General features: G+C 55.1%; 23 protein-coding genes and 1 pseudogene. 8 read left to right on the forward strand and 16 right to left on the reverse strand.

Features of this window, described 5'->3' with window-relative positions; genetic code table 11:
• Positions 1–67 precede the first annotated feature (67 nt).
• The 4 genes and pseudogenes from cspE to EM595_RS10130 form a co-directional block, all read right to left on the reverse strand.
• On the reverse strand, positions 68–277 hold the full coding sequence (gene cspE, locus EM595_RS10120; protein ID WP_001062678.1) for a transcription antiterminator/RNA stability regulator CspE: 210 nt from the start codon (positions 275–277) through the stop codon (positions 68–70).
• Positions 264–433 (reverse strand): annotated as a pseudogene (locus tag EM595_RS21365) (DUF2627 domain-containing protein). The gene cspE and the pseudogene EM595_RS21365 overlap by 14 nt, the downstream one beginning before the upstream one ends.
• A 530-nt stretch (positions 434–963) precedes the next feature.
• Positions 964–1,959: an MBL fold metallo-hydrolase gene (locus EM595_RS10125; protein ID WP_067431234.1), complete on the reverse strand. Its 996-nt coding sequence runs from the start codon at positions 1,957–1,959 to the stop codon at positions 964–966.
• A 17-nt stretch (positions 1,960–1,976) separates the two neighbouring features.
• Positions 1,977–2,231, reverse strand: a complete 255-nt coding sequence (locus EM595_RS10130) for a YebO family protein (protein ID WP_067431237.1) — start codon at positions 2,229–2,231, stop codon at positions 1,977–1,979.
• Between the two features lie 174 nt (positions 2,232–2,405).
• Between EM595_RS10130 and EM595_RS10135 the strand changes: the two genes are divergently transcribed.
• A complete protein-coding gene (locus tag EM595_RS10135) occupies positions 2,406–2,642 on the forward strand; it encodes a YobH family protein (protein WP_067431240.1) in 237 nt (78 codons plus the stop codon).
• Between the two features lie 17 nt (positions 2,643–2,659).
• On the opposite strand, the gene kdgR is transcribed toward EM595_RS10135, so the two are convergent.
• Complete coding sequence (gene kdgR, locus EM595_RS10140) at positions 2,660–3,451, reverse strand: DNA-binding transcriptional regulator KdgR (protein WP_067431243.1); 792 nt, start codon at positions 3,449–3,451, stop codon at positions 2,660–2,662.
• 451 nt (positions 3,452–3,902) lie between these two features.
• Here kdgR and EM595_RS10145 point away from each other — a divergent pair, with 451 nt between their 5' ends.
• Together EM595_RS10145 and EM595_RS10150 are read left to right on the forward strand one after the other, a co-directional pair.
• Positions 3,903–4,538 carry a hypothetical protein gene (locus EM595_RS10145; RefSeq protein WP_157883865.1) on the forward strand — a complete coding sequence of 212 codons (636 nt, stop codon included), beginning with the start codon at positions 3,903–3,905 and terminating at the stop codon, positions 4,536–4,538.
• Positions 4,539–4,791: 253 nt separating this feature from the next.
• Complete coding sequence (locus tag EM595_RS10150) at positions 4,792–6,174, forward strand: MFS transporter (protein ID WP_067431249.1); 1,383 nt, start codon at positions 4,792–4,794, stop codon at positions 6,172–6,174.
• Between the two features lie 48 nt (positions 6,175–6,222).
• On the opposite strand, the gene htpX is transcribed toward EM595_RS10150, so the two are convergent.
• The 4 genes from htpX to EM595_RS10170 form a co-directional block, all read right to left on the reverse strand.
• Entirely contained in the window at positions 6,223–7,104 is an 882-nt protein-coding gene (htpX, locus tag EM595_RS10155) for a protease HtpX (protein ID WP_067431253.1), read from the reverse strand.
• A 198-nt stretch (positions 7,105–7,302) separates the two neighbouring features.
• Complete coding sequence (gene prc / locus EM595_RS10160; RefSeq protein WP_067431255.1) at positions 7,303–9,330, reverse strand: carboxy terminal-processing peptidase; 2,028 nt, start codon at positions 9,328–9,330, stop codon at positions 7,303–7,305.
• 19 nt (positions 9,331–9,349) lie between these two features.
• Positions 9,350–10,036, reverse strand: coding sequence for an RNA chaperone ProQ (gene proQ, locus EM595_RS10165; RefSeq protein WP_067431258.1), 687 nt, complete (start codon positions 10,034–10,036; stop codon positions 9,350–9,352).
• Between the two features lie 105 nt (positions 10,037–10,141).
• Positions 10,142–10,633 (reverse strand): free L-methionine (R)-S-oxide reductase MsrC, encoded by a 492-nt coding sequence (locus tag EM595_RS10170; RefSeq protein ID WP_067431261.1) that lies wholly within the window; start codon positions 10,631–10,633, stop codon positions 10,142–10,144.
• Positions 10,634–10,854: 221 nt separating this feature from the next.
• On the opposite strand from EM595_RS10170, the gene yebS reads away from it, so the two are divergent.
• From yebS to rsmF, 3 genes are all read left to right on the forward strand, one after another.
• Complete coding sequence (yebS, locus tag EM595_RS10175; RefSeq protein ID WP_067435361.1) at positions 10,855–12,099, forward strand: membrane integrity lipid transport subunit YebS; 1,245 nt, start codon at positions 10,855–10,857, stop codon at positions 12,097–12,099.
• Positions 12,068–14,707: a PqiB family protein gene (locus EM595_RS10180; RefSeq protein WP_067431263.1), complete on the forward strand. Its 2,640-nt coding sequence runs from the start codon at positions 12,068–12,070 to the stop codon at positions 14,705–14,707. The genes yebS and EM595_RS10180 overlap by 32 nt, the downstream gene beginning before the upstream one ends.
• Positions 14,708–14,778: 71 nt before the next feature.
• Positions 14,779–16,221, forward strand: a complete 1,443-nt coding sequence (gene rsmF, locus EM595_RS10185) for a 16S rRNA (cytosine(1407)-C(5))-methyltransferase RsmF (protein ID WP_067435364.1) — start codon at positions 14,779–14,781, stop codon at positions 16,219–16,221.
• A gap of 1 nt (position 16,222) precedes the next feature.
• Here the strand turns inward: rsmF and EM595_RS10190 are convergent, their stop codons facing one another.
• On the reverse strand, positions 16,223–16,870 hold the full coding sequence (locus tag EM595_RS10190; RefSeq protein WP_067431266.1) for a metallophosphoesterase: 648 nt from the start codon (positions 16,868–16,870) through the stop codon (positions 16,223–16,225).
• A gap of 21 nt (positions 16,871–16,891) precedes the next feature.
• Between EM595_RS10190 and EM595_RS21465 the strand changes: the two genes are divergently transcribed.
• A complete protein-coding gene (locus EM595_RS21465; protein ID WP_262410845.1) occupies positions 16,892–17,023 on the forward strand; it encodes a hypothetical protein in 132 nt (43 codons plus the stop codon).
• A gap of 334 nt (positions 17,024–17,357) precedes the next feature.
• On the opposite strand, the gene EM595_RS10195 is transcribed toward EM595_RS21465, so the two are convergent.
• A complete protein-coding gene (locus EM595_RS10195; RefSeq protein WP_067431269.1) occupies positions 17,358–18,422 on the reverse strand; it encodes a phage integrase in 1,065 nt (354 codons plus the stop codon).
• Positions 18,423–18,780: 358 nt separating this feature from the next.
• Between EM595_RS10195 and EM595_RS10200 the strand changes: the two genes are divergently transcribed.
• Positions 18,781–19,488, forward strand: a complete 708-nt coding sequence (locus tag EM595_RS10200; protein WP_157883867.1) for a RipA family octameric membrane protein — start codon at positions 18,781–18,783, stop codon at positions 19,486–19,488.
• 167 nt (positions 19,489–19,655) lie between these two features.
• Here EM595_RS10200 and EM595_RS10205 read toward each other — a convergent pair whose 3' ends face one another.
• The 5 genes from EM595_RS10205 to EM595_RS10225 form a co-directional block, all read right to left on the reverse strand.
• On the reverse strand, positions 19,656–19,874 hold the full coding sequence (locus EM595_RS10205; protein ID WP_067431275.1) for an ogr/Delta-like zinc finger family protein: 219 nt from the start codon (positions 19,872–19,874) through the stop codon (positions 19,656–19,658).
• A gap of 71 nt (positions 19,875–19,945) precedes the next feature.
• Entirely contained in the window at positions 19,946–21,136 is a 1,191-nt protein-coding gene (locus EM595_RS10210) for a phage late control D family tail protein (protein ID WP_067431279.1), read from the reverse strand.
• Positions 21,130–21,657, reverse strand: coding sequence for a phage tail protein (locus EM595_RS10215; RefSeq protein ID WP_067431282.1), 528 nt, complete (start codon positions 21,655–21,657; stop codon positions 21,130–21,132). The genes EM595_RS10210 and EM595_RS10215 overlap by 7 nt, the downstream gene beginning before the upstream one ends.
• Before the next feature lie 2 nt (positions 21,658–21,659).
• Complete coding sequence (locus EM595_RS10220; protein ID WP_067431284.1) at positions 21,660–24,098, reverse strand: phage tail tape measure protein; 2,439 nt, start codon at positions 24,096–24,098, stop codon at positions 21,660–21,662.
• Positions 24,088–24,213 carry a GpE family phage tail protein gene (locus EM595_RS10225; protein WP_067431287.1) on the reverse strand — a complete coding sequence of 42 codons (126 nt, stop codon included), beginning with the start codon at positions 24,211–24,213 and terminating at the stop codon, positions 24,088–24,090. Before EM595_RS10225 ends, EM595_RS10220 begins: the two co-directional genes overlap by 11 nt.
• Between the last annotated feature and the right edge of the window lie 5 nt (positions 24,214–24,218).

Consider the following 24,218-nt stretch of genomic DNA (forward strand, 5'->3'; position numbering starts at 1 on the left):
CCCCGGCAAAATGCCGGGGCTTTACTGTACCGAATCAGAGGTGCTTAGCACCGCATCAGGCGGCTAATCAGATAGCAGTGACGTTAACTGCAGCTGGACCTTTCTGACCATCCTGGATTTCGAATTCAACGTTCTGGCCTTCAGCCAGAGTTTTGAAGCCATTACCCTGAATTGCAGAGAAGTGTACGAACACATCTTTGCTGCCGTCTGCAGGAGTAATAAAGCCAAAGCCTTTAGACTCGTTGAACCACTTAACCTGACCTTTAATCTTTGCCATTTTGCAAATTCCTTAGAGTGTTTATATAGCCCGAGGGCTGACTTACAGAGAAACCAGAGACATTACTGCATGAGGCACTAATTAAGGCTCGGCAAGGAAGCGGTATTCAACGAAAACGTTTTTACTCAGAACTTCTTTACTCAAGATGCCACACATAAACAGAGCTGTACCTCGTTTTATCCGGAAATTGTTATCACATATTCGATAATTAATGGCAAGGGTTTTTTAAACGCTGAGCGACTGGACGCACATATTTTATGAACAGCCGCAGCGGAATGCATAAATATGCTTAAGCGAAGCGAAATGTGTTGTTGAACTGCCGTAATTGTGACTACTGCCACTGCACTTGTGCATAGCCCGATCGCCGTTTTTGGCCTCTGTACCGTGCCATTCGGTCGCCTGAGCGATGCCAGCAAAGATGACAGCAATATGACATGACTATTTCGGTAATGCTTTACTGAATTAATTATTTAGGCCTGAATGAAGCCGCCAATTAGTTTAGGGCTAATTATAAAAGCGCAGCGGAAAAACATTTTTTGCACCAAAATCATGAAAAAATAATCGCGCTGCCCCAATTAAATGCAGCGCAAGGATTGCTAGCAAGGATTTATTTGCGACACTTATTTATTTCTGCTGAATGCGTGTTGTTCTATATCAGCCTTACCTGCCATTTAAGATAAATCTTACTAAATAAAATTTAGCGCCCTGCTTTCACCAATACGCCATGCACTGAACAGGCGCTCATCCAACTGTGCCGCCTGCATCGCCTGCGACAAAACCGCCGGTGGCGCATCCAGCGACTCATCTGCCAGCTCAAACACACCCCAGTGAATCGGAATGGTCAGCGGACAGCCAGCAGCACGGTGTAATGCCACGGCCTGCGTCGGATTCATATGCTGGCTCTGCATAAACCATTCCGGTGCCCAGGCACCGATGGGCAACGCAGCCAGATTAAAGGGTCCCAGTCGGCGTGGAATCTCCAGCAGATTGTCTGAATAACCGCTGTCGCCGCTGAACCAGAAGCGCAGCGTCTGGCTGTGAACCGTCCATCCGCACCATAAAGAACGATTACGATCCTTTAAGGTTCGCATGCTCCAGTGGCGCGCGGGCACAGCATGCACCTGAATATCGCCGAATGTCGCCTGCTGCCACCAGTCAAGCTGGACAACGTGCCGGGCGCCCTGTCGCGTAAACCAGGGTTTTAATCCCAATGGCACAACAAAGCGCACGTCCGGAAAGCGCTTAAGAATCTGTCGGATTGTGGGCGCATCAAGATGATCGTAATGATTATGAGAGATCAGCACATAGTCCAGCCGCGGCAGCTGCGCGATCGCTAACGGTGCCGGAGTGTGCCGTTTTGGGCCGTAAAAACGCAGCGGTGAAGCGCGTGGCGACAGCGCAGGATCGATCAGCACCACCTGCTGCTGCAAACGCAGCATGATACAGGCATGGCCGAGAAACCAGACCGCATCGTCATCGCCCTGCAAATGCGCAGGCTGATACCATTGCTGCCGGAAGGCGTCATAACCACCGGCAGGGGGAAAAGGCAATCCGCTGGCTTTACGTTCTTTGCGCCAGCGCTGCAGATCGCCCTGCTGGCGCGTGTCCGCCTCCGGATTACGAAAACCCTGTGGGGTATGATGCGCTTTGGTGGCGTCATACCAGGGATTTTTCCATACCATGCTGTTCTGCCTTGTGCTTAGCGTTCAGGAATAACCCGGATAAAGTCGCGTTCGATCTCTTCCTGCGGCTTGATCTCCGGCTCCGGCTGCAACCATTTTTTCAGCAGGGCATTCTGCTTTTTCTGCTCGTCGAGCAGGTTTTGCAGCAGACGGATCTGTTCATTGGCCCGCACGCTGGCGCGATTGACAAAGAACCACAGCACCAGTCCGATCGCCGTGCCAATCAGGACCGCGACGGGCAACAGTAAACCGCTCGTATTCAACTCGTTCATAGCTGCCTCAACATCTTATTATGCGTTTATTCAGGGCAAGATAATAAGGGTTCCGCTGGTCTGCTGCCAGCAGCAAGGCGGTTTTCAGCCAGATCCGATCGACGCCGCTGCGCTTTTGCCGCATGCTGCAACTGAAACCATTACAGCGCAGGCGACAAGCCACAGGGAGAGAAGATGAAAACTATCACGCGACTGACCGGATTAGTGCTGATTATCTGGTTAGCGATGTTGTTAACCGGCTACGGCGTGTTAGCGGGAAGCACCAAAAATGCCGCAGGCATGGGATTGCGCTGCGATTACCTTACGGCCCGTGGCCTGGTTACCGCGCAGTATCTGCATAGCGAAAGCGGCATTATCGGCGTTACCGATTGCCCGCTGCTGAAAAAAAGCACGCAGGTCATCGATAATTAAGCCGGTTTTAGCGAGGGTTAAAACGGATAATCGTGATAGCCCATCTGTGAAGAGAGCGTACGACCCGCGCGATGCAGCATCTCGACGTACTCAACTTTGCGCTCTTCCGAGAAGCGGATGGTCGGGAACGAGATGCTTAATCCGGCAATCACCACGCCAAAACGATCGAAAACCGGCACGGCGATGCAGCGTAAGCCAATCTCCTGCTCTTCATTATCTTCACCAAAGCCCTGCGCTTTGACCTGATCAAGCACCTTCAGCAAGGCGTCCACGCTGAGAATAGTGTGTTCAGTGCTTGCCCGAAACTCCACATCCTTCAGTAAATCGACAACCTCACTGCGATCGCGCCAGGCGAGCAGCACCTTACCAATCGCGGTGGTGTGCAGCGGATTGCGGCGTCCAATACGCGAGTACATGCGCAGGTTGTAGAGCGAATCGATTTTGTGGATATAGACAATGCTGTCTTCTTCCAGCGCACCAAGGTGAATCGTTTCTTTGGTGAGCCGAGAAATTTCGCGCATCTGAATATCCGCGCTGCGAATCAGATCGACGTTTTGCAGCGCTTTGGCACCCAGTTCAAACAGCTTCAGCGTCAGCGCATACTTCTCGGATTCCCCTTCTTGGCTGACATAGCCGAGGGTTTTCATGGTTTGCAGAAAGCGATAGACGGTGCTTTTCGACATCATCACCCGTTGCGACAGCTCGGTAATGCCATTTTCGCGCTCTTCACCCAGCGCCTGCAAAATGCCGAACACCTTCATCACAGACGAGACGGCGTCGGGTTGTTTATCGTTATCAGCGGCAGACATGGCATTAACCCTCAGGGTTGTTTCATAAAAACTGGAACAGGTTTTTCAGTATAAAGTGACAGCCCTCGCCACCGCAATCGCGTTGCAACAAAGCAGACATATTTGCCGCTGTTTTAGCACAGGCATGCTGCTATTAACGCACAAAGCCCTCAGTCTGAGGGTATTCACCCTGCTTAACCTTTCTCATCACTGAATTAGCTTCTTTTTCTGCTGCTATCGCACTGCCAGAGCGCCATTACGCCGATTGCGCGCTTCCTCCTTTGCCTGTGACCTGGACGCGTAATCCGCTACACCCTGCTGGATCGATTAGCGGCATAGCGGATCCCACCGGAAAAACGTGACTGACGTCACCTTTCCTTGTCGTAGCGCAAAAAATCTAATGTCAATTTATGTCAACTTTGTTCGCAGAGAGAATAAACCGCTATTCTAAACTTTGATGGGAACGACACAGATGAAAATTTCAATAATTGCTGTACTGGTAATGGCTGCTTCTTCATTCGCAGCTCAGGCTCAGACAATGGCGCAAGCCTCTGAAGCTGTTTCTCATGCCTCTCGTATGTTGGACGCTGCTCAGGCCCGTGTAGATGCAGCTGCCAATGCTTACGGAACGGGCTCTGTTCAGGGATGGGCTGATGCATCAAGACAAGCAGCAACTGAACGTGCTGAGGCTCAGGCAACCCTAAATGGTGCTGTAAACAGCCTGGCGAATGCAATTGCTTCAGGACGCATTGCCGCCTCTACCCTGACTGCCGCTAAAGCCCCGGTAACTATCAATGTTGCCGCCTCTACGCTGACACCTTCAACGCCGGTTAGCGTCACGGTGAACGGTGTAACCCAGACGGTTGCAGCGTCCACCCTGGCACCCTCTGTTCAGGTTACCGTTCCTCAGACTGTGTCTTACTTCGCGGGCGTGACTCCCCAGACGGCAAATGGTGGGCGTGACTCTGTGGGCAATCGCTCAGAACACGGAACCGGCAACGGCAGCAATAACGCGGCGAATTCGAACAGCGCGCATGGATTAGGGGGCGGCAACCATATCGGCGGTGGCTCAGCGCAGTCCGGCAGCCGCAACATAGGCCACTGGTAAGGCCCTCATCCTTGCCTTAATGCTGTCAGACATCGGCCTGATTGCGGTTTGGCAGCACATTCCTCACTGCCTAAGCGTTATGGTAAACCGCGGATCATTGCATCAGGCAAGGATCGTGGCTCCTCGCCCGGCAACCGCAAGCGGGTTGCAATAAAGCAGACATATTTGCTGATGATTAATTGCAGGCAAACAATGCATTTAGCGCAAATAATCATTAGCATGATGATATTCACCCCGCTTACCTTTTAACATCATGACACCTTCTTCTGTTTCTGATGGACTGCCGCTGCCACGTCGCTACGGTGCCATTGCGGCGATCGCGCTCGGCCTGACCATGGCTGTGCTGGACGGTGCAATCGCTAACGTTGCGCTGCCGACCATTGCCCGTGATTTACACGCCAGCCCCGCTGCGTCGATCTGGATCGTGAACGCCTATCAGCTGGCGATCATCGTCTCACTGCTGTCGCTCTCTTTTCTTGGCGATATTCTGGGCTACCGGCGCATCTATCAGGCGGGCCTGGTCATGTTTACCTTTACCTCGCTGTTCTGCGCGCTGTCTGATTCACTCAGCATGCTGACATTTGCACGCGTGCTGCAGGGTTTTGGCGGCGCAGCGCTGATGAGCGTCAATACCGCCCTGATCCGCATCATCTATCCGCAACGCCAGCTGGGACGCGGCATGGCGATCAACTCGCTGATCGTGGCGGTTTCAACTGCGGCTGGCCCTACGGTTGCCGCGGCGATTTTGTCGATTGCATCGTGGAAATGGCTGTTTTTTATCAATGTGCCGGTGGGCTTTATCGCCTTCTGGCTGGCGCTACGCTTTTTGCCGGACAACCTGCAAAAAGCCAAAGGTCAGCGTTTCGATATTCCCAGCGCGGTAATGAATGCTTTGACTTTTGGGCTGCTGCTCTCGGCGCTGAGCGGCATGGCGCAGGGCAGCCCGCTTTGGCTCATTGTGGTTCAACTATTAGCGCTGATGATCATCGGCACGCTGTTTATTCGTCGCCAGCTCAGTATGGAATTTCCTTTGCTGCCGGTCGATCTGCTGCGCCTGCCGATTTTTTCCCTGTCGATAGGCACCTCGGTCTGCTCGTTTACCGCACAAATGTTGGCGATGGTGTCGCTGCCGTTCTATCTGCAAAATGTGCTGGAGCGCGATGAAGTCGCAACCGGCCTGCTGCTGACACCCTGGCCGCTGGCGACGATGGTCTTCGCGCCGATCGCCGGTCGGCTGATCGAGCGTTATCACGCCGGGCTGCTCGGTGGCATTGGGCTGATGATGTTTGCCGGCGGGCTGTTTGCGCTCGCATTGCTGCCCACTTCGCCTTCCGACCTGGACATTATCTGGCGCATGATGCTGTGCGGCGCAGGCTTTGGGCTGTTTCAGTCGCCCAATAATCACACTATTATCTCTTCGGCACCGCGTCAGCGCAGCGGCGGAGCCAGCGGCATGCTCGGCACGGCGCGTCTGCTGGGTCAGACCACCGGCGCCGCGCTGGTCGCCATGATGTTTAATCTGTTTGGCGACAGCGGCACTCACGCATCGCTGATTGCTGCCGGTATCTTTTCCAGCGTGGCAGCGGCGATCAGCCTGACGCGCATGAGTCAGCAGCGCCCCGACGCGGCCGGATAGCGGACATAAAAAAAGGCGACCGAAGTCGCCTTTTTTGCAGTGCAGCCTTTATTTCAGGTAGTCGCCGTTGCGCAGTGCTTCAATACGCTTATCCAGCGGCGGATGCGACATGAAAAACTCGCTCAACGATTTTGACTTACCGTTGATACAGAACGCCATCATGCTGCCCGCTTCCTGCGGCTCATAGCTGGTTTTCAGGCGCTGCAAAGCAGCAATCATCTTTTCACGGCCCACCAGCTTGGCTGAACCGGCATCGGCATGGAATTCACGGTGACGCGAGAACCACATGGTGATCATGCTCGCCAGGATGCCAAACACCAACTCCAGCACGGTTGCCACCGCGAAATAGACCAGCGGATTACCGTTGCTGCTGCCCTCTTCATCGCGGTTACCCGACAGAAAGCCGGAAGCCAGCTGCGCCAGAATACGCGAGATAAAGATAACAAAGGTGTTCACCACGCCCTGAATCAGGGTCATCGTCACCATGTCGCCGTTAGCGATGTGGCTCATCTCGTGTGCCAGCACCGCTTCCGCCTCATCGCGGCTCATGTTCTGCAACAGGCCGGTGGAGACCGCCACCAGCGAGGCATCGCGGCGTGCGCCGGTGGCGAAGGCGTTGATATCCGGCGCATGATAAATGGCGACCTGCGGCATAGCGACGCCTGCCTGCTGAGCCTGCTGCGCAACGGTATGCAGCAACCAGCGTTCGGTCTCATTTCGTGGCTGTTCAATAACTTCACCGCCAACGGATCTCAGCGCCATCCACTTCGACATCAGCAGTGAAACAAACGCACCGCCAAAGCCAAACAGACCTGCCATAATCATCAGACCCTGAACACTGCTTGACTGGATTCCCGTCAGGCTGAGGATCAGCCCAAATACCAACATCACAGCCAGGTTGGTTACCAGGAACAAAGCAATACGCATCATAAAGGTTATTTTCCTCACTTAACTAAGCGCAGTTGCGCGGACATATATCGTAGGGCTATTGCACCGCTTTTCAAGCATGAAAAAGGTTTAATTGCCTGAAAACAGATAACTTTACACTTGGTTCTCTCCGGCACGCAGACATAAAAAAGGCACCCGATAAAGGTGCCTTTTCATCCGTGCTGCATGGCAGCTCAAGAACTATTTCTGTGGCTGCGCTTTTTCCAGCTGCGCCAGATCGTTAGCGATATTCACTGTCTCATCAAGATAAGGATCGGGCTCTTTGTACTCTTTCGGCAGATCGTCCAGCTTCGCCAGCGGTTTCTTGCCTTCAGCCTGATAGCGCGCGTTGATACGTTCCAGACGCAGCGCATCCTCTTCCCGATTCTCTTTTTCGCGTTTTGCCAGATTAAGCGACACAATGTTGCGCTTATCCTTCATCGCGTTGAAACGGGCGATATCTTTAATGATGTACTGAAATTCGCGATCTTTAGCGATACGGGCGGCATGCTCTTTCGTCAACTGCGGCACCAGCGGCGTAATATCGCCGGACTTGGTGTAGCTTGCGGCATTGATGCTATCCCACGGCAGCGCGTTGTCTTCGAATTTCTCACCGGTTTCAGAGGCTTCAACACCGGTTGGCATCAGCAGATCGGGCGTAACGCCTTTACGCTGCGTACTGCCGCCGTTAATACGGTAAAACTTCTGAATGGTGTATTGCACCGAGCCCAGCGCTGGCCATTCCGGACGCAGCATCTGATCGTAGATGCGGTTCAGCGAGCGGTACTGCTGCACCGTGCCTTTCCCGAAGGTCGGCTCACCCACCACCAGCGCGCGGCCATAATCCTGCATTGCCGCAGCAAAGATCTCTGACGCAGAGGCACTGAAGCGATCCACCAGCACCACTAACGGGCCGTTGTAATAAACGATGCCGTCGGTGTCACTGTCTTCACGTACGCGGCCGTTGTTATCACGCACCTGCACCGCCGGACCGCTGGGAATAAACAGCCCTGACAGCGATACCGCTTCGGTTAACGCACCGCCGCCGTTGGTCCGCAGATCGATCACCACGCTGTCGACGTTCTGCTTCTGCAGTTTCTGCAGTTGCACTTTAACGTCGTCAGTCAGGCCAACGTAGAAGCCAGGAATGTCCAGCACGCCGACTTTCTCTTTACCGACGTTATGCACCGACATCTTCACCGCGCGATCTTCGAGACGGATTTTCTCGCGGGTCAGCGATACGATGCGGGTTTTGCTGCCTTTACCGGCAGGCAGGATCTCCAGGCGAACCTTGCTGCCTTTCGGCCCTTTAATTTTGGCAACCACGTCATCCAGACGCCAGCCGATGACATCTTCCATCGGCTTGCCTGGCTGCGCGACGCCTACAATGCGGTCACCTACGCTGATGGTTTTGCTGCGCGCAGCCGGACCGCCCGCAACCATCGAGTTGATCACCGTGTAATCTTCGTCCATCTGTAACACCGCACCGATACCTTCCAGAGACAGGCTCATTTCGGTATTGAACTGCTCGGTGTTGCGCGGCGACAGGTAGTTGGTGTGCGGGTCAATCTCATGCGCAAAGGCATTCATCGCCAGCTGGAACACATCTTCACTGTTGCTCTGCGCCAGACGGCGAATGGCAAAGTTGTAGCGCTTGGTCAGGATGTCACGAATTTCCTGCTCAGTTTTGCCGGTCAGCTTCAGGCTCAACTCATCATATTTGACCTTGGCATCCCACAGCGCATTCAGCTCAGGCGTGGTTTTTGGCCACGGCGCCTTGCTGCGATCGACATCAATGGTGTCATCGCCGGTGAAATTCATCGGCTTGCTCAGCACCTGCAGCGCATATTGATAGCGCTCAAAACGGCGCTTCTGCGCCAGATTGTAGAGATCGTAAAACACGTTGAGCTTGCCGCTGCGGAACTCATCGCCCACAGTGGCTTTTTTATTGGCAAATTGGGCGACATCAGACGCCAGCAGCACGTTGTGGCTGTAATCCAGCATGTTCAGATAACGGTCAAAAATCTTGGCGGAAAAATCACCGTTAAGATCGAACTGACGATAGTGAGAACGGGTAAAGCGTGAGGTCACGCGCTCACTTACCGTGGCATGCTGTGGTTCTTCTTTTAGCTGAGGAATTTGATCCGCGCGGGTAATGTTATCGGCGGCAAAAGCATGGCCTGCAACAAGCAGGCCAGCGATGATACTCATTTTAAACAGTTTGTTCATGCCCTGGTCAGCCTCCGTATCAGAACTGCAAGTGTTCTGCGCGCACAATCATTGCCATGCCGGAAGCGAGCTGCACCCGAACGCCATCCTTTGAAACTTCAAGGATAGTGGCGTCCATCGCATTTTTGCCTGCTTTGACTTTGATATTTTGGCCTGGTTGCAAGGTAGATGTGTCAGTAACGGGCTTAGCGCGTGGTTGGCGTGGCGCAGCGTCAGCTCGTGGTGACTCAGAGCGAGGCGTTTTAGGCCGTGGCTTACGTGCCTGCTCACCTTCTGCCGCTTTACGCGGCGCGGGCTTGCGAGGACGACGCGGAGCCGCACCTTCTTCACCCTCAGCCTCACGCTTTTTAGCCTGCTGCTGTTCGCGCTGCGCCTGCACACGTGCTTTCGCCTCTTCCAGCTGCTTGCGGGCGTGCTCAACGTGTTGCTCATCCAGCACGCCACAGGCGTTACCGTCGAGATCGACACGGATTGCGCCAGCTTTGATGCCGTAAAGATAACGCCAGCTGGAGGTATAAAGACGCAGGGCTGAACGCAGTTGCGTTTTGCTCAGGTTCATTTCTCCCTGAACGCGCTCAACAAGATCCTGAAAGATGCCGATTTTTAATGGGCGAGCTTCGCCTTCGGCACTAAAGCATTGCGGAAACCGCTCAGCCAGAAAGGCAATAACTTCTTTACTACTATTCAACTTAGGTTGATTTTCCATGAAATTTCCTGATTACAACGGGTTTGCCAACCAGCGCAGGCATGAACAGCCGACATTATAATGACACCATCGGCAAATGCTACGTGATCCAGCATATAAGCTGCTTCAGGGACAAAGAATTTTTTCGATGTCGCTGTCAGCCAGCAGGTTACAAAGCCCATCAGTCAGGGTTTTTAACCCAGCTTCGTCATCACTGTCGAAGCGGTTGTATGCGGTGCTGTCGATATCAAGCACGCCAATAACACGTCCGTTTACCGTTAACGGCAACACGATTTCGGCGTTGCTGGCGGCATCGCAGGCGATATGTCCGGGGAACGCGTGCACGTCTTCAACGCGCTGAATGCGGGCTTCCGCCACGGCGGTGCCACAAACGCCTTTGCCAACCGGAATGCGTACGCAGGCGATTTTGCCCTGAAACGGGCCGAGCACCAGCGTGTTCGCTTCGGTCAACAGATAGAAGCCCGCCCAGTTGACGTCATGCAGACGTTCAAACAGCAGCGCGCTACAGTTACCTAACAACGGCAGAAACTGAGTTTCGCCCGCCAGCAATGCTGACATATCTCGATTCAGATCGTGGTAAAACGCTTTTTTGTCCATTTCCCAACCATAACAATCCCAAACGGCAACAACATGTTGCCGCTCGTTAAAATAAGCACTAAATATATGGGGCCACAAGGTGAATCACAGGATTAGTTAATATAACCTTAGAATCTTGTGGACCTGACACGCAACGGCGATGTCATACACGCGTTACGTTACGCTTGCGCCTGGTGGCGAAGCGCCGTCTTTTTGCGTTACAGGGCTATGCTGCTTTAACTATGAAAATTACCGCTATCAGCCATGCTTTGCCCCACGCACGTTATCAGCGTTGCCCGCAATGCGATACCCTTTTTTCCTTGCCGGATGTTAAATCATTTCAATCCGCGCATTGCCCGCGCTGCAACGCACGAATCGTTAATGGACGCGACTGGTCGATGACCCGTTTGACCGCCGCCGCGATGGCCATGCTGCTGTTAATGCCCTTCGCTTACACCTTCTCTTTAGTGGATATTCGCCTGCTCGGCGTCAACATCAGCGCCAGTTTATTGGGTGGCGTGGTGCAGATGGCTGAACAGGGTAACGTTATCGCCGCCGCCATGGTCGCCTTCTGCGCCATCGGCGCGCCGGTGACGCTGGTCACCGCCATCTGCTACCTCTATTTCGGTCACCGGCTCGGCATGAATCTCCGGCCAGTGTTGCTGATCATGGATCGCCTGAAAGAGTGGGTAATGCTGGATATCTATCTGGTGGGTATCGGCGTGGCGTCGATCAAAGTGATGGATTATGCCGATATCGCCATCGGCACCGGGCTGTACGCCTTTCTGGCGCTGACGCTGCTCAGTCTGGTCACGCTCATTCATCTCAACGTTGAGCAGCTGTGGCAGCGTTTTTACCCGCAGCCGGAAGCTCAAGTGGCGCTGGAAAAGCTGCAGGTGTGCCTGAATTGTCATCATACCGGCCTGCCCGATGCGCGTGGCCGCTGTCCGCGCTGCCACTCGCCGCTCGATTTTCGTCGGCGTTACAGCCTGCAAAAATCCTGGGCGGCGCTGATCGCCTCGGTGGTGCTGCTGATTCCGGCTAACCTGCTGCCGATTTCCATCATTTATCTGAACGGCAGCCGTCAGGAAGACACCATCTTCTCTGGCATCATGTCACTCGGGTCGGGCAATATCCCGGTGGCGGCGATTGTCTTTATCGCCAGTATTCTGGTGCCGTTTACCAAGGTATTTGTGCTGCTGGCGCTGCTGCTCAGCATTCACTTTAAATGCGAGCAGGGATTAAAAACCCGCGTTCGCCTGCTGCGCGTAGTGACCTGGGTCGGTCGCTGGTCAATGCTGGATCTGTTCGTTATTTCGTTAACCATGTCGCTGGTCAATCGTGATCAGCTGCTGGCTTTTACTATGGGACCGGCCGCCATCTATTTTGGCGCAGCGGTTATTCTCACTATCATGGCCGTTGAATGGCTCGATAGCCGACTGCTTTGGGATGCACATGCAACAGGAAACGCCGACTACACCGACTAGCGCCCACATTAAAAACAAGCGCAAAATCTCCCCTTTTTGGCTATTACCGGTTATCGCTTTACTGATTGCCGGCTGGCTGTTGTGGACCAATTATCAGGAGCGCGGCACCACGGTTACTATCGACTTTGTCTCAGCGGACGGCATCGTGCCAGGCCGGACGCCGGTGCGCTATCAGGGTGTTGAGGTCGGTACCGTGCAGGGCATCAGCATGACCGACGATCTGCGCACGATAAAAATTCGCGCCAGCATCAAAAGCGACATGCGCGATGCGCTGCGCGATGACACGCAGTTCTGGCTGGTGACGCCAAAAGCATCGCTGGCGGGCGTGTCCGGGCTGGATGCGCTGGTCGGCGGCAACTATATCGGCATGATGCCTGGCAAGGGCAAACCGCAGGATCATTTTGTCGCGCTGGATACGCAGCCAAAATACCGCGTTAACAGCGGCGAGATGATGATTCACCTGCAGGCGCCCGATTTAAGCTCGCTGAACACCGGCTCGCTCATCTATTACCGCAAAATTCCGGTGGGCCGTGTTTATGACTACAGCATCAATCCCGATAACAGCGGCGTCACGGTCGATGTGCTGATTGAACGGCGCTTCACCAACCTGGTGAAAAAAGATAGCCGCTTCTGGAACGTCTCCGGCGTCAAAGCCGATGTCGGTCTGGGCGGTGCCAAAGTGCAACTGGAAAGCGTTGCAGCGCTGGTCAATGGCGCAGTCGCCTTTGATTCACCGGTCAATTCTGAACAGGCAAAAGGCGAAGCGACTTATCATCTCTATCCGGATCTGGCCCACAGCCAGCGCGGCGTTGAGGTGACGCTGGACCTGCCGGATGGCCGCGATCTCAAGGCGGGCAGCACGCCGCTGCTCTATCAGGGCCTGGAAGTCGGCACCTTAACCGGCCTCAATCTTCATGACGGTGGCAAAGTCACCGGCGAGCTGACGCTGGATCCGTCGGTGGTTGGCCTGATGCGCAGCGGCACGCGCATTGAAATGCGCAGCCCGAAAATTAGCCTGACCGATACCAGCCTGAGTAGCCTGCTAACCGGCAACACGCTGGAACTGGTGCCTGGCGAAGGCGAGCCGAAAAATCACTTTACCGTGCTGGCCAGCAACGAAACGCTGCTGCAACAGCCGCAGGTGTTGTCCGTCACGCTGACCGCACCGGAAAGCTACGGCATTGATGCCGGTCAGCCGGTCATGCTCTACGGCATGCGCATCGGCCAGGTCATCAGTCGCGATCTCACCGCACGTGGCGTCAGCTTTAAAGCCGCCATTGAACCGCAGTATCGCCAGCTGGTTCACGGCGACAGTTTGTTCGTGATGAACAGCCGCCTCGATGTGAAGTTCGGCCTCGATGGTATGCAGGTGCTGGGCGCCAGCGCCCGTGAATGGGTCGACGGCGGCATCCGTTTGATTCCAGGATCAAAAGCGGGCCCGCGTGACAGCTATCCGCTCTATGCCGATGAAGAGAAAGCGCGCGAAGGCATTATCGGTAACCGTGCGCCGACCACCTTAATGCTGACCGCCAGCAGCCTGCCCGATGTGCAGGCGGGATCGGTGGTGCTCTACCGCAAATTCCAGGTCGGTGAAATTGTCGACGTAACGCCTAAAGCCAACGAGTTTGACGTCGCCGTGCATATCAAGCCGGAATACCGCAAACTGCTCACCGCCGACAGCGTCTTCTGGTCAGAAGGCGGCGCGCGCGTGCAGCTCAACGGCGGCGGCTTAACCGTGCAGGCTTCACCGTTGAACCGGGCGTTAAAAGGTGCAATCAGCTTCGACAATTTGGCCGGTGCTGATAAAGGCCTGAGCCGCAGCGCGAAACGCATGCTCTACCCTTCGGAAACCGCCGCTCGCGCGGTGGGCAGCCAGATCGTGCTGCACACCTATGACGGCAGTAAACTCGCCTCCGGCATGCCGATTCGCTACCTCGGTATCGATATTGGTCAGGTAGAATCGCTGCAGTTAAGTAAGGATAACAATCAGGTGATCGCCAAAGCGGTGCTCTATCCTGAATATGTTGACGATTTTGCCCGTCAGGGCAGCCGTTTCTCCGTGGTGTCGCCGCAGATTTCCGCCGCGGGCGTCAACCATCTGGAAACTATCCTGCAGCCTTATCTCAACGTTGATCCGGGCAAAGGCCGCGCCACGCGTAACTTCGAGCTGCAAGAGACGACGATCACCGATTCACGTTATCTCAACGGTCTGAGCATCGTAGTGGATACCGCTGACGCCGGTTCGCTCTCAATCGGCACGCCGGTGCTGTTCCGCGGTGTTGAAGTCGGCACCGTTACCGGCACCTCGCTGGGTAATATGGCCGATCGCGTGCAGGTGACGCTGAAGATCAGCCAGAAATATCAGCATCTGGTGCGCAACAACTCGATCTTCTGGCAGGCTTCCGGCTACAACTTCGATTTCGGTCTGATCGGTGGCGTAGTGAAAACCGGCACCTTCCAGCAGTTCATTCGCGGTGGCATCCAGTTTGCCACGCCGCCGACGGTGCCGCTGGCGCCTCAGGCGACCTCCAACAAGCACTTCCTGCTGGAAGATGCGGAGCCGAAAGAGTGGCGTAAATGGGGAACCGCCATTCCTCAACCCAACTGATTCACCGGGGCAGCGAAAGCTGCCCCATTTTTTTGCCTGTGATAAACTCGCCGCCTGCTTATTTTCTGGAAATTACCGTGTCCAATCCTGCTCCTCACTTTCCCCCCGCTTTTATCGATCTCATGCGTGACACCCTTGGCAATGACGCACAGCTGGCAGCGTTCCTGGCCATCAGCCAGCAGCCGCTGCGCCGCAGCCTGCGGGTCAACACCCTGAAAATCAGCGTGGTCGATTTTTTACAGCAGGTCAGTGGCTACGGCTGGCAGCTTGAGCCGATTCCCTGGTGTGCGGAAGGGTTCTGGATCCAGCGTGCGGAAGCGGATGAAGCATTGCCACTGGGTAGCGTGGCCGAGCACCTGAGCGGATTGTTCTATATTCAGGAAGCGAGTTCCATGCTGCCGGTCAGCGCGCTCATCGACCGCGTGCCGCAGCCTGAGACCGTGATGGACATGGCCGCCGCGCCCGGATCTAAAACCACCCAGCTGGCCGCGCTGATGCAAAATCAGGGGGCGATTGTCGCCAACGAATTTTCCGCCAGTCGGGTCAAGGTACTGCACGCTAACCTCAGCCGCTGCGGCGTCAGCAACACCGCGCTGACCCATTTCGACGGTCGGGTATTTGGCGCCGCACTGCCGGAGCAGTTCGATGCCATTCTGCTGGATGCCCCCTGCTCCGGCGAAGGCGTGATCCGCAAGGACGCCGATGCGCTGCGCAACTGGTCGCTGGAGAGCACTCACGACATTGCCGCAACCCAGCGCGATCTGCTGGAAAGCGCTTTTCATGCCCTGAAGCCCGGCGGCACACTGGTGTATTCCACCTGCACGCTGAATCGCATTGAGAACCAACAGGTGATCGAAGATTTGCTGCAGCGCTATCCGCAGGCGGTGGAAATTGACTCGCTGACGGGACTATTTGCGGGTGCTGAACAGGCGCTGACGCCGGAAGGTTTTCTGCACGTTTTCCCCATGCTGTTCGACAGTGAAGGCTTTTTTGTCGCTCGTCTGCGCAAAACCGCTGCGGTGGCCCCCTTGCCTGCGCCGCACTACAAACTGGGCAAACTGCCGTTTACGCCGGTGCCGCGCAAGCTGGTGGAGGATATCCGCCAGGCCGCTAAAAAGGTGGGTTTGTACTGGGAGGAGACGCAGGAACTGTGGCAGCGTGATAAAGAGCTGTGGCTTTTTCCCACGCCGATTGTGCCGATGCTGGCACGGGTGCGCTTTTCACGCATTGGCCTCAAACTGGCCGAGACGTTTCCCAAAGGCTACCGCTGGCAGCATGAAGCGATCGTCGCCCTTGCCAGCCCGCAGGCCAGCAACCGCGTTGAGCTGACGGAAGAACAGGCACATGAATGGTATCGCGGACGCGATGTTTACCCTGAGCAGCCGCTACCGGCTGATGAAGTGATCGTGACCTTTCAACAGCAGCCGCTGGGGCTGGCTAAAAAGGTCAATACGCGACTAAAGAACAGCTATCCGCGTGAGCTGGTACGCGACGGCAAACTGTTCCGCCTTTAACCTACTGTACCTGCACTAAAGTCAGCGTATTACCGAACACGGCGCCGGTATCGATGTAATGCACGTTACCGGCATCCAGCACCTTATCCAGCGGCGTATGGCCGAAGTAAAAGGCATCAGCGCCTGCGATATCGCGCACAACGCCGCGCTGGATTTCACCAATGCGCGCCCGGCTCCAGACCACCTGCTGTTCATCTACCGGCTGATCATAAGCATAATGATCGGCGGGATAATCGGCGTGCGCCACCACCACCACTCGCTCACCAAGTTGCAGGTGCACTATCAGCGGCAGTTTCGAGCAGCGCTTCAAAGCATGCCGCGCCGACACCATCGCCGCGCCTTTCATGCTCCAGAACCAGTTGCCGCCGTTGCGTTGCCACATTTCGCGTGAGCCGCCCGCTAACGCCTGCAGCGCCATCTCCTCATGATTGCCGCGCACGCTGCGAAACCAGGGTGCATCCAACAGCCGCAGGCAGCCAAGGCTGTCTGGCCCGCGGTCAATCAAATCGCCGACTGACACCAACAAATCCTTTTCGATATCAAAACCCTGCGCAATAAGCTGCGCATCCAGCAGGCTACGACAGCCGTGCAGATCGCCGACAATATAGATGTGTCGCCAGTGTTGACCGTTAAGCATTTGATACAGCATGTCTTGAGCCTGCGCAGGATAATGAATGATGAAGATGACGTCGGGAATATGCGCTTTACACTAAAGCAAAGTATCGCCAGCGCAACTGCGTCCGGCCCGTTCAACGTGCTGCTGGCGGCCATTAAAGGGGCGATTATCCATACCTGCCGATAAGCAAAGCCTTATCCGGCGCGGTCTGGCACGGCATTAGCCGATCCAGTTATCACTTTGCCTGGCGTCTCACTATCAGAATTTGCCGCATAGATCACAGTGTGGAAACTTAGCCCCTGGCGGTTGACAACTGGCTGGAAAATCTACGCCCCTCTTCTACAGTTTAGCTGTAAGGCGAAGACGCCTGCGTAATGCCAACTTTTAGCGCACGGCTCACCAAGAGCCATTTCCCTGGACCGGATACAGGAATCGTATTCGGTCTTTTTTTGTTCGTTATTATAAAACAGTTACTTACAGCAAAAACAATCACTTAACGCTTATCCTGTTCTACTCTCTTCTACCCTGCCGGAACCTCTGCCGCCATTTTGCCGCCACTCTTTTGCGCCATGATTGCCAGAGGATTGCAGTGCACAGCATCCTCTAAATGACTCGGCGCAAAGTGCGCGTAGCGCATCGTCACGCGTATATCTGAGTGACCGAGAATACGCTGCAACACCAGAATGTTGCCCCCGGCCATCATAAAGTGGCTCGCGAAGCTGTGGCGCAGTACATGGCTCATTTGCCCTTCCGGCAATTCAATACCGGCAAGGCGAATCACTCGGTAGAACTGTCGGTAACATTCAGCAAAAAACCGCCCTTCTTTTGTGCTGAGCTGTTGATAGAGATCGGCGCTAATAGGAACTGTGCGGTTCTTTTTGCCTTTGGTATTGATGAAGGTGATTTTGCCAGGCGAGAGCTGCGTAGATTTGAGGTTAGCCGCTTCACTCCAGCGACAACCGGTCGAAAGGCACACTTTGATGATGAGAGTGAGATCAGGATTGCCGTGCAGTTCACAAGCAGCAAAGAGCTTTTCAATCTGACTTTCTGTTAGCCAGGCCATCTCTTTTTCTGGCTGATCGAACTCACGGATATTTTTCAGTGGGTTGGGAAAGTTGATCTCGCCGAGTCGTTCCAGCTCATTGAATAAAGCGCGCAAGAAGGCATGTTCGCAGTTGATGGTTCCTGCTGATACCTGCAGGGATTTCTGGCTGGTCTTATATCCGTTTGCAATCAGCCCCTGCATACGACGATCGCGATAGTGGGCCCAATCGCGGGCGGTGATAGTGGATGCAATGGGGTTGCCCATTCCATTGCAGATGATATTGAGCTTACCGAGTCGCCCTTTCTTGTCGCTTAATGAGCAGCCGTGTAGCTTGTACCAGAGATCTATTAGCTCGCTTAGCTTTCGAGTATCTTCTTTATCAGCCAGCCACGGCTTCGCTTTGGTTTCTTCCTGTGTGTACTGCTCGAACGCGATGGCTTCAGCGCGAGTTTTAAATTGCCTCCTGACCCGCTTGCCTTCTCGTCCGTTGAGATAGCATTCACATAACCACTTTCCTGTACTTAGCTTTCTGATCGCCATAATGCCCCCGGCAAAAGGGCAAAAATACTGTATATAATAACAGCCATCAATATTTATTTAGCTCTTAACATACATGTTTATAAGTATAGCTTATGCTATGTGTGCTTTATGTACTTCAAGAGGACTCAACAAGCAGTATGTTTAAAAAAGGAAGAAGTTATTAATTGAAAGTATATGGAGATACATGGCATCATGGATTTAATGTTTTTTTAACAGCGATTTTACGCCTTAATATATTCTCTATAAAATCAAAAATAAAAAACTATTATAATAAAAAGTTCATTTATTTTTATTAAATATCCTACCATTCGATTGTGATTTTTACAAAGAGGTGAAAATGAGTAGTCAGAACCATTCCATGAATGATAATTTAACAGATCAGAACATACCAATACATTTACATGAACACATGACGAGTCAGAAAAAATATTTCCTCATACTCTTGAAGAAAGATTTTACTGATATTAATACTATATTTACTGTTGAGGACAAAGAGAAAATAAAAGAAGCTTACAATAAAGCACATCATATTCGGGAATATGAAATTAGTTTATTTTGGTCGCGACTTAATTATCTTTGGGCAATAAATGCAGTATTATTTGCAGCTTGGGGAATAGTAATTAATGGAATGCTGGCGCAGCCTAACTTCGATGCAATTCAACCTAAACAATATGTTATTTTATTTATCATTTCAATTTTTGGCTTAGCTTTATCATATATCTCTCACCTTATAACCCAAGCTGGTAAGCATTGGCAAGAAGTCTGGGAGTATCATGTATACCTTCTTGAGCCGTTTGTATCAGGTTGTCTCTATCAAATGCCATTTTACAAGTCCATTAAAAAACCTTCTATAAGCAGATCTATATCTATATTTTACTATATTATAATTTTCACTTGGATTTTTTCAGCAGTTCTTTCTGCTATTGTTCCATTTTACAATAATAGCTTAATACTTTTGGTTGAAAGTTTTGCGGGAATAATTTTATTACTGACTGTATTTTTTATTGATCGTTACGTTAGAAAAGCATCAATAAAAGACATAAGCATCCATGACACCTCTGATTAAACTCCCAGGAATTTTGAGGGTTGATAGCAACATTTGTAGCCCTCATTATTTCCTAGAGTTTTCATTAAAAAACCTATTTCATTTGATAGAATTAACTAAATTACAACTTCTCTGCTATTTCAAACTAATGTATTTATTTTTATAAAACCTCAATTTCATGAGCTTAATTAGTGCAGCAGAGAGGGTTGCCTTTCGTGGCTGATAAAGAGCGGCACCTTATTAACTGTCCCCGGTGAGACAATCATTGCTGCCACTGACTCATGAGTTTTGAAGGTGCAGCTGCAATTGATGTTTTGGCACTGGTGATAACGCTCTTTGGTTTCTTTAGAAATATAGCGGCTGCTCTTAGCGTGAGCGGCGGTCTGGCACAGCGGGCAATGCATCATTGTTTTTATTCCTGAAGCAAACAGGTCGGAAGATGTTTGCATTTTAATAACAAAACTTGAGATTGCAAACCTTAGTTTGCTTTTTCATCTTCAGTTTCTTCATCGTCGCTTTCAGCTTGATATTCCACATCAGAAAGCAGCACTTCAAAATCCAGCGTCGTCGTGTAGCCGCTGCCGTTCAGGCTGTGCGTGACCTTGCTGATAAGCCACGGCTGCGCATCGATAACCGACTTAAACCCGCTCACCTGCACCGGCGTCTCAGGGAACAGGTCGGCGCGTCCCAGCGCCAGCGTGATCGAGAACTCCGCAACACCGCGCTGCAGCTTGTCCCACTTTGCCTTTGCGGCCCGCATGGCGGCCGCTTTAGTGGCGTAAACCGTGGTCAGCGTAAACACGTTATCCTCGCTACCCGCCAGATAGTCGCCTTCTTTTGCCTCGGGCGTTTTGGTAGTGGTTGCCTTTTTTTTCTTCGCGGCCGGATGCTCCAGCGCACGCAGGTGTTTCTCTTTCGCCCTGCGTTTGAGCTTCACCTTTTTCGGCTTCGGGTCTTTGGTATGCAGCCAGCTGGCCGACACGCCGGTGTAGGCGCCACGGTCGGCAATGCTGAAGCTGTGCCGGTCGCCGTCCTGGCGGGTAAGGGTCAGCTGCGGGATCGGCTTGCCGCTGACAGTTACGCCGTTGCCGGGGCGCAGGAACAGCAGCCGCCCGGCCTTTACCGCCGCCACCGCGCCGTACAGCGTGGCCAGCCGTGTCAGAAAGCTGGCGTCGGTTTCCTGCGTCTGGTCGATGTGCGCCACCGTCATCCCGGCAAAGCCTTCCGCCAGCTGCGGCGTGAGTTTGTTGCGCTCGGCTATCTGCTTCACCACCTCGCCCAGCGTGGTGCCGTGATACGACACCTCCCGGCGTGAGTTGAGCGTGCCGCGAAAGTCGGCGCTGCGGGCGCGGATGGTCAGGGTATCCGGCGCGCCGTGGTGCTCCACCTCGTCAACCGTAAATTCGCCCTTGCCGGTGAGCGGCTGCCCCTTCCACCCAAGGAACAGCTTCAGCACCGCGCCGCGCACCGGCATCGCCAGCTGGCCGTCGGCGTCGTCCAGCTCGATGTCCAGCTGGTCGGCCTCAAAGCCGCGGTTGTCGGTGAGCGTCAGCGACAGCAGGCGCGCGCGCAGGTTGGCCGTGACGTCCTTTGCGTTCACCGTCAGCATAAAGTCGGGCGCCAGCTGCGCCCCGGCCTGCACCGGCAGGCTGCTGATGCCCGTCATGATAAAAACCCGCCCACGGATGAAATCAGGTTGCCCGCCGCCGACTGCGCGCTGCTGATGGCCGACGTGACCTGGCCCGGCAGATTACCGGCGCCGCTTATCAGCCCGTCGGCCTGTTTTTTCAGGTCGCCGAACATGGCGATCAGCGACTCGTCCACGCGCTTCAGGTTCAGGGTGAACAGGATTTTCCTGGCGCTTCCGTCGCTGAAAAACTCGCTGTGCGTGGTCGCGTAGTTCTCCACCACGTACATACCGAAGATGGTGCCGTTACCGCCAATCAGCGGCCACGCCCGGCCCTCGTCGGCCAGCAGCTTAAGCGTGAGCAGCGAGACGGCACCGCCGGTAATCTCCGGGCGCAGCTCGCCCGACAGCGTAATTTTCTCATCGCCCACGCCGGTAAACTGCGCCGACGCCCGCTGGCCAACGCGGCTGTTGGTTGGCCAGCGGTAATCGATGCTCTGCTGCAGCTCCGCATAGGGCAGCGTCTGGCGCATAAACGGCATCATGCCGTAAATCATCATCATGTTTATTCCCATCCCATTTTACTGCGCTGCTGTGCCTGCCGGTTGCGCTGCTCACGCGCCTGATGCTCTGCCATCAGCGCCAGCGCGTCGTCTTTGGTCATGCCCGGATGCATGTTGATTTCATACTGATAGCTGTTCTGGCTCTGGTCGCTGTAACCGGGATTGGCGGCGGGCGTGATTACGGGCCTGTACGGACCGCCGGTAGCGTTCAGGCTCTGCTGCAGGCCGCCCGGCGCCGCGTCGTCATGCTCCGGAATTTTGTCCTTCAGGCCGTCCGATTTGGTGTCGATGATGCCGAGCTTGTCCAGCACCCAGTCGATGCCGCTGCGCAGCTGGTCTAGCGCCTGCCCCGGAATCTTCAGCGCGTCGGCCAGCATGTTGCCGAACCTTTTACCCATGTCTCCGGCGGTGGCCAGCTCCGCCTGCGTGGATTTCACCGGCTCCAGCAGCTTTCCAAACCAGTCCCACAGCGCCTTAACCTTTTCCGTCACCCAGTCAAACACCGGCTTCAGCGTGCCGAACGACTCGCCGATCGGCCCCATCGCGGCGGCGAAGCCCTCCGCCACGCCCGCGATAAAGACACTTATCGGCTCCCAGTATTTGCGGATGAGCAGCGCCCCGGCCACGATGGCGGCGGCAACGGCCACCACGGGCAGCGTTATCAGCCCGAGCGCGCCGGTAATGGCGCCGCCCGCAATGCTGAATCCGGTGGCCAGCAGCCCGGCCCCGGCGATGATGGCGTTAATGCCCGCCATCACCGGCCACGCAATCAGCCCAATGGCGCCCAGCACGCCCACGAAAATCAGCCCGGCCACGGCCGCTCTGGCGATGCCGCCAGCCAGCTCGGGGTTGGCCTGTATCCATTTATCCACCGTCAGCAAAAATGCGGTGGTGTCCTGCGTCAGCTGGCGCAGGGTGCCGTCGAGCTGGTCATAAAGGTCGGTGCCGATGGCCTCCTGCGCCGACTGCAGTTCTTTAAAGTCGCCGCCGAGGTTGTCCTGCTGCACCTTAACCAGCGCGCCCGTACTGCCGTCCGACTGCTGAAAGGTTTTCGTCAGGTCGTCCAGCAGCCCGCTTGTGGCACCCTTCATCAGCGTGACCGCCGAGGAGGCGGCCTCTTCGCCGAAGATGGTCTTCAGGTACTCCGCCTGCTGCGCCGTGCCGAGCTTATTTTTCTCAAAGGATTTCTGCATTTCCTTAAGGATGGTGAAGAACGGTCGCATGTTTCCCTTACTGTCCGCGGTCTTCACGCCCAGCTCTTTAATCGCTTTGAACGCCTCGCCGGTCGGCGCCTGCACGCGCAGCAGCATGGCGCGCACGCCCGTCCCGGCCATGCTGCCGGTGGTGCCCTCCTTCGCCAGCGCGCCGATCATCGCCGTGGTCTGCTCGACGCTCACGCCCGCGTTTTTCGCCACCGGGGCGATGTAGGTCAGGGCGTCGTTGAGGCCGTCGAAGTCCGCCGCCGTTTTGTTCAGCGTTGCCGATATCACGTCGCCCAGGTGCGCCACCTGGCTGTTGGCGAGGCCGAAGGCGTTTTTGGTGCTCATCAGCAGCCTGGCGCTTTCTTCCATCGTCCGGTTGTTGGCCAGCGACATGTTGAGCGTGACCGGCGTTGCCGCCCTGATGTCGTCAACCGTGCCGCCCGACTTGGCGATGATGATCTGCGCCTGCGCGGCGTCGTTGGCCGACGCGGCGGTGTTGTCGCCGATGCTGCGCGCCTGCGTCCTCAGCGACTGAAATTCGGGCGAGGCTTTATCCACGCCGAGCGTGGCCTGCAGCGTGGAGTTGGCCAGCGCAAAGTCGTAGCCGGGACGCAGCACTGACGACGCTGCCACGGCGCCCACGGTGGCCGCCCCGACACCGGCCGCGCCGACGTTGCGCACGCCCGCGGACAGCGCCTGCCCGCGGCGGTAGCGCTCGCTGATGTGGTTCAGCCTTTCCTGCTGCTGGTTCAGGCGCTGCAGTTCCTGCCGCTGGCGGCTCAGGCTCAGCGTGGCCTGCGCGGCCTCGCTTCTCAGGCGCTGCTGCTCGCTGCTCAGCCTCCGGGTGGAAATGCCCGCGGCGTTTAGTGCCTCACGCTGCTGCTGCACGCTCAGGCGCAGGCTGTTAGTTTTGGTCTGCAGGGCGGCGGCGGCCTGCCGGGCCTTCTCCAGCTCCCGCGCCTGCGCCGCCGTGGGGCGGGCGGTGCTCCTGAAGGCCACCGCGAGCGCGGCCGCCTCGTCTTTCGCGTTCTTCAGCTTCTGTTGCGTCACGGCAAGCTGGCTGCTTGTCCGCCGGAATCCGTCGATTTTTGACGCCTGCGCGTCCAGCTGCTTCAACCGGTCCTGTGTCTCGCGGATGCCGCCCGACAGCCGGGTGGTTTCGTTGCGGATGGCCTTAAACGGGCGCGTCGCCTGGTCTACCGCCTTCAGCAGCACCTGCAGCTTAAGGTTATTGCTCATCGGTTTTTGCTCCGCTGCGGATCAGCGCCTGATGCCGCCAGTCGAGCAGCTCGGCCAGCGGCATGGCGTACATTTCAGAGGGGGGCCAGTGAAACACGGTGGCCACGTCGGCCATCAGGT

The sequence above is a fragment of the Duffyella gerundensis genome (assembly GCF_001517405.1).
In the GTDB taxonomy this organism is placed as follows: domain Bacteria; phylum Pseudomonadota; class Gammaproteobacteria; order Enterobacterales; family Enterobacteriaceae; genus Duffyella; species Duffyella gerundensis.

Excerpts from the sequence above, each read along its gene's own strand:
- cspE (WP_001062678.1), bottom strand. The coding sequence starts at position 277 with ATGGCAAAGATTAAAGGTCAGGTTAAGTGGTTCAACGAGTCTAAAGGC.
- EM595_RS10125 (WP_067431234.1), bottom strand. The coding sequence starts at position 1,959 with ATGGTATGGAAAAATCCCTGGTATGACGCCACCAAAGCGCATCATACC.
- EM595_RS10130 (WP_067431237.1), bottom strand. The coding sequence starts at position 2,231 with ATGAACGAGTTGAATACGAGCGGTTTACTGTTGCCCGTCGCGGTCCTG.
- EM595_RS10135 (WP_067431240.1), top strand. The coding sequence starts at position 2,406 with ATGAAAACTATCACGCGACTGACCGGATTAGTGCTGATTATCTGGTTA.
- kdgR (WP_067431243.1), bottom strand. The coding sequence starts at position 3,451 with ATGTCTGCCGCTGATAACGATAAACAACCCGACGCCGTCTCGTCTGTG.
- EM595_RS10145 (WP_157883865.1), top strand. The coding sequence starts at position 3,903 with ATGAAAATTTCAATAATTGCTGTACTGGTAATGGCTGCTTCTTCATTC.
- EM595_RS10150 (WP_067431249.1), top strand. The coding sequence starts at position 4,792 with ATGACACCTTCTTCTGTTTCTGATGGACTGCCGCTGCCACGTCGCTAC.
- htpX (WP_067431253.1), bottom strand. The coding sequence starts at position 7,104 with ATGATGCGTATTGCTTTGTTCCTGGTAACCAACCTGGCTGTGATGTTG.
- prc (WP_067431255.1), bottom strand. The coding sequence starts at position 9,330 with ATGAACAAACTGTTTAAAATGAGTATCATCGCTGGCCTGCTTGTTGCA.
- proQ (WP_067431258.1), bottom strand. The coding sequence starts at position 10,036 with ATGGAAAATCAACCTAAGTTGAATAGTAGTAAAGAAGTTATTGCCTTT.
- EM595_RS10170 (WP_067431261.1), bottom strand. The coding sequence starts at position 10,633 with ATGGACAAAAAAGCGTTTTACCACGATCTGAATCGAGATATGTCAGCA.
- yebS (WP_067435361.1), top strand. The coding sequence starts at position 10,855 with ATGAAAATTACCGCTATCAGCCATGCTTTGCCCCACGCACGTTATCAG.
- EM595_RS10180 (WP_067431263.1), top strand. The coding sequence starts at position 12,068 with ATGCAACAGGAAACGCCGACTACACCGACTAGCGCCCACATTAAAAAC.
- EM595_RS10190 (WP_067431266.1), bottom strand. The coding sequence starts at position 16,870 with ATGCTGTATCAAATGCTTAACGGTCAACACTGGCGACACATCTATATT.
- EM595_RS21465 (WP_262410845.1), top strand. The coding sequence starts at position 16,892 with ATGAATGATGAAGATGACGTCGGGAATATGCGCTTTACACTAAAGCAA.
- EM595_RS10195 (WP_067431269.1), bottom strand. The coding sequence starts at position 18,422 with ATGGCGATCAGAAAGCTAAGTACAGGAAAGTGGTTATGTGAATGCTAT.
- EM595_RS10200 (WP_157883867.1), top strand. The coding sequence starts at position 18,781 with ATGAATGATAATTTAACAGATCAGAACATACCAATACATTTACATGAA.
- EM595_RS10205 (WP_067431275.1), bottom strand. The coding sequence starts at position 19,874 with ATGATGCATTGCCCGCTGTGCCAGACCGCCGCTCACGCTAAGAGCAGC.
- EM595_RS10215 (WP_067431282.1), bottom strand. The coding sequence starts at position 21,657 with ATGATGATGATTTACGGCATGATGCCGTTTATGCGCCAGACGCTGCCC.
- EM595_RS10220 (WP_067431284.1), bottom strand. The coding sequence starts at position 24,098 with ATGAGCAATAACCTTAAGCTGCAGGTGCTGCTGAAGGCGGTAGACCAG.
- EM595_RS10225 (WP_067431287.1), bottom strand. The coding sequence starts at position 24,213 with ATGGCCGACGTGGCCACCGTGTTTCACTGGCCCCCCTCTGAAATGTAC.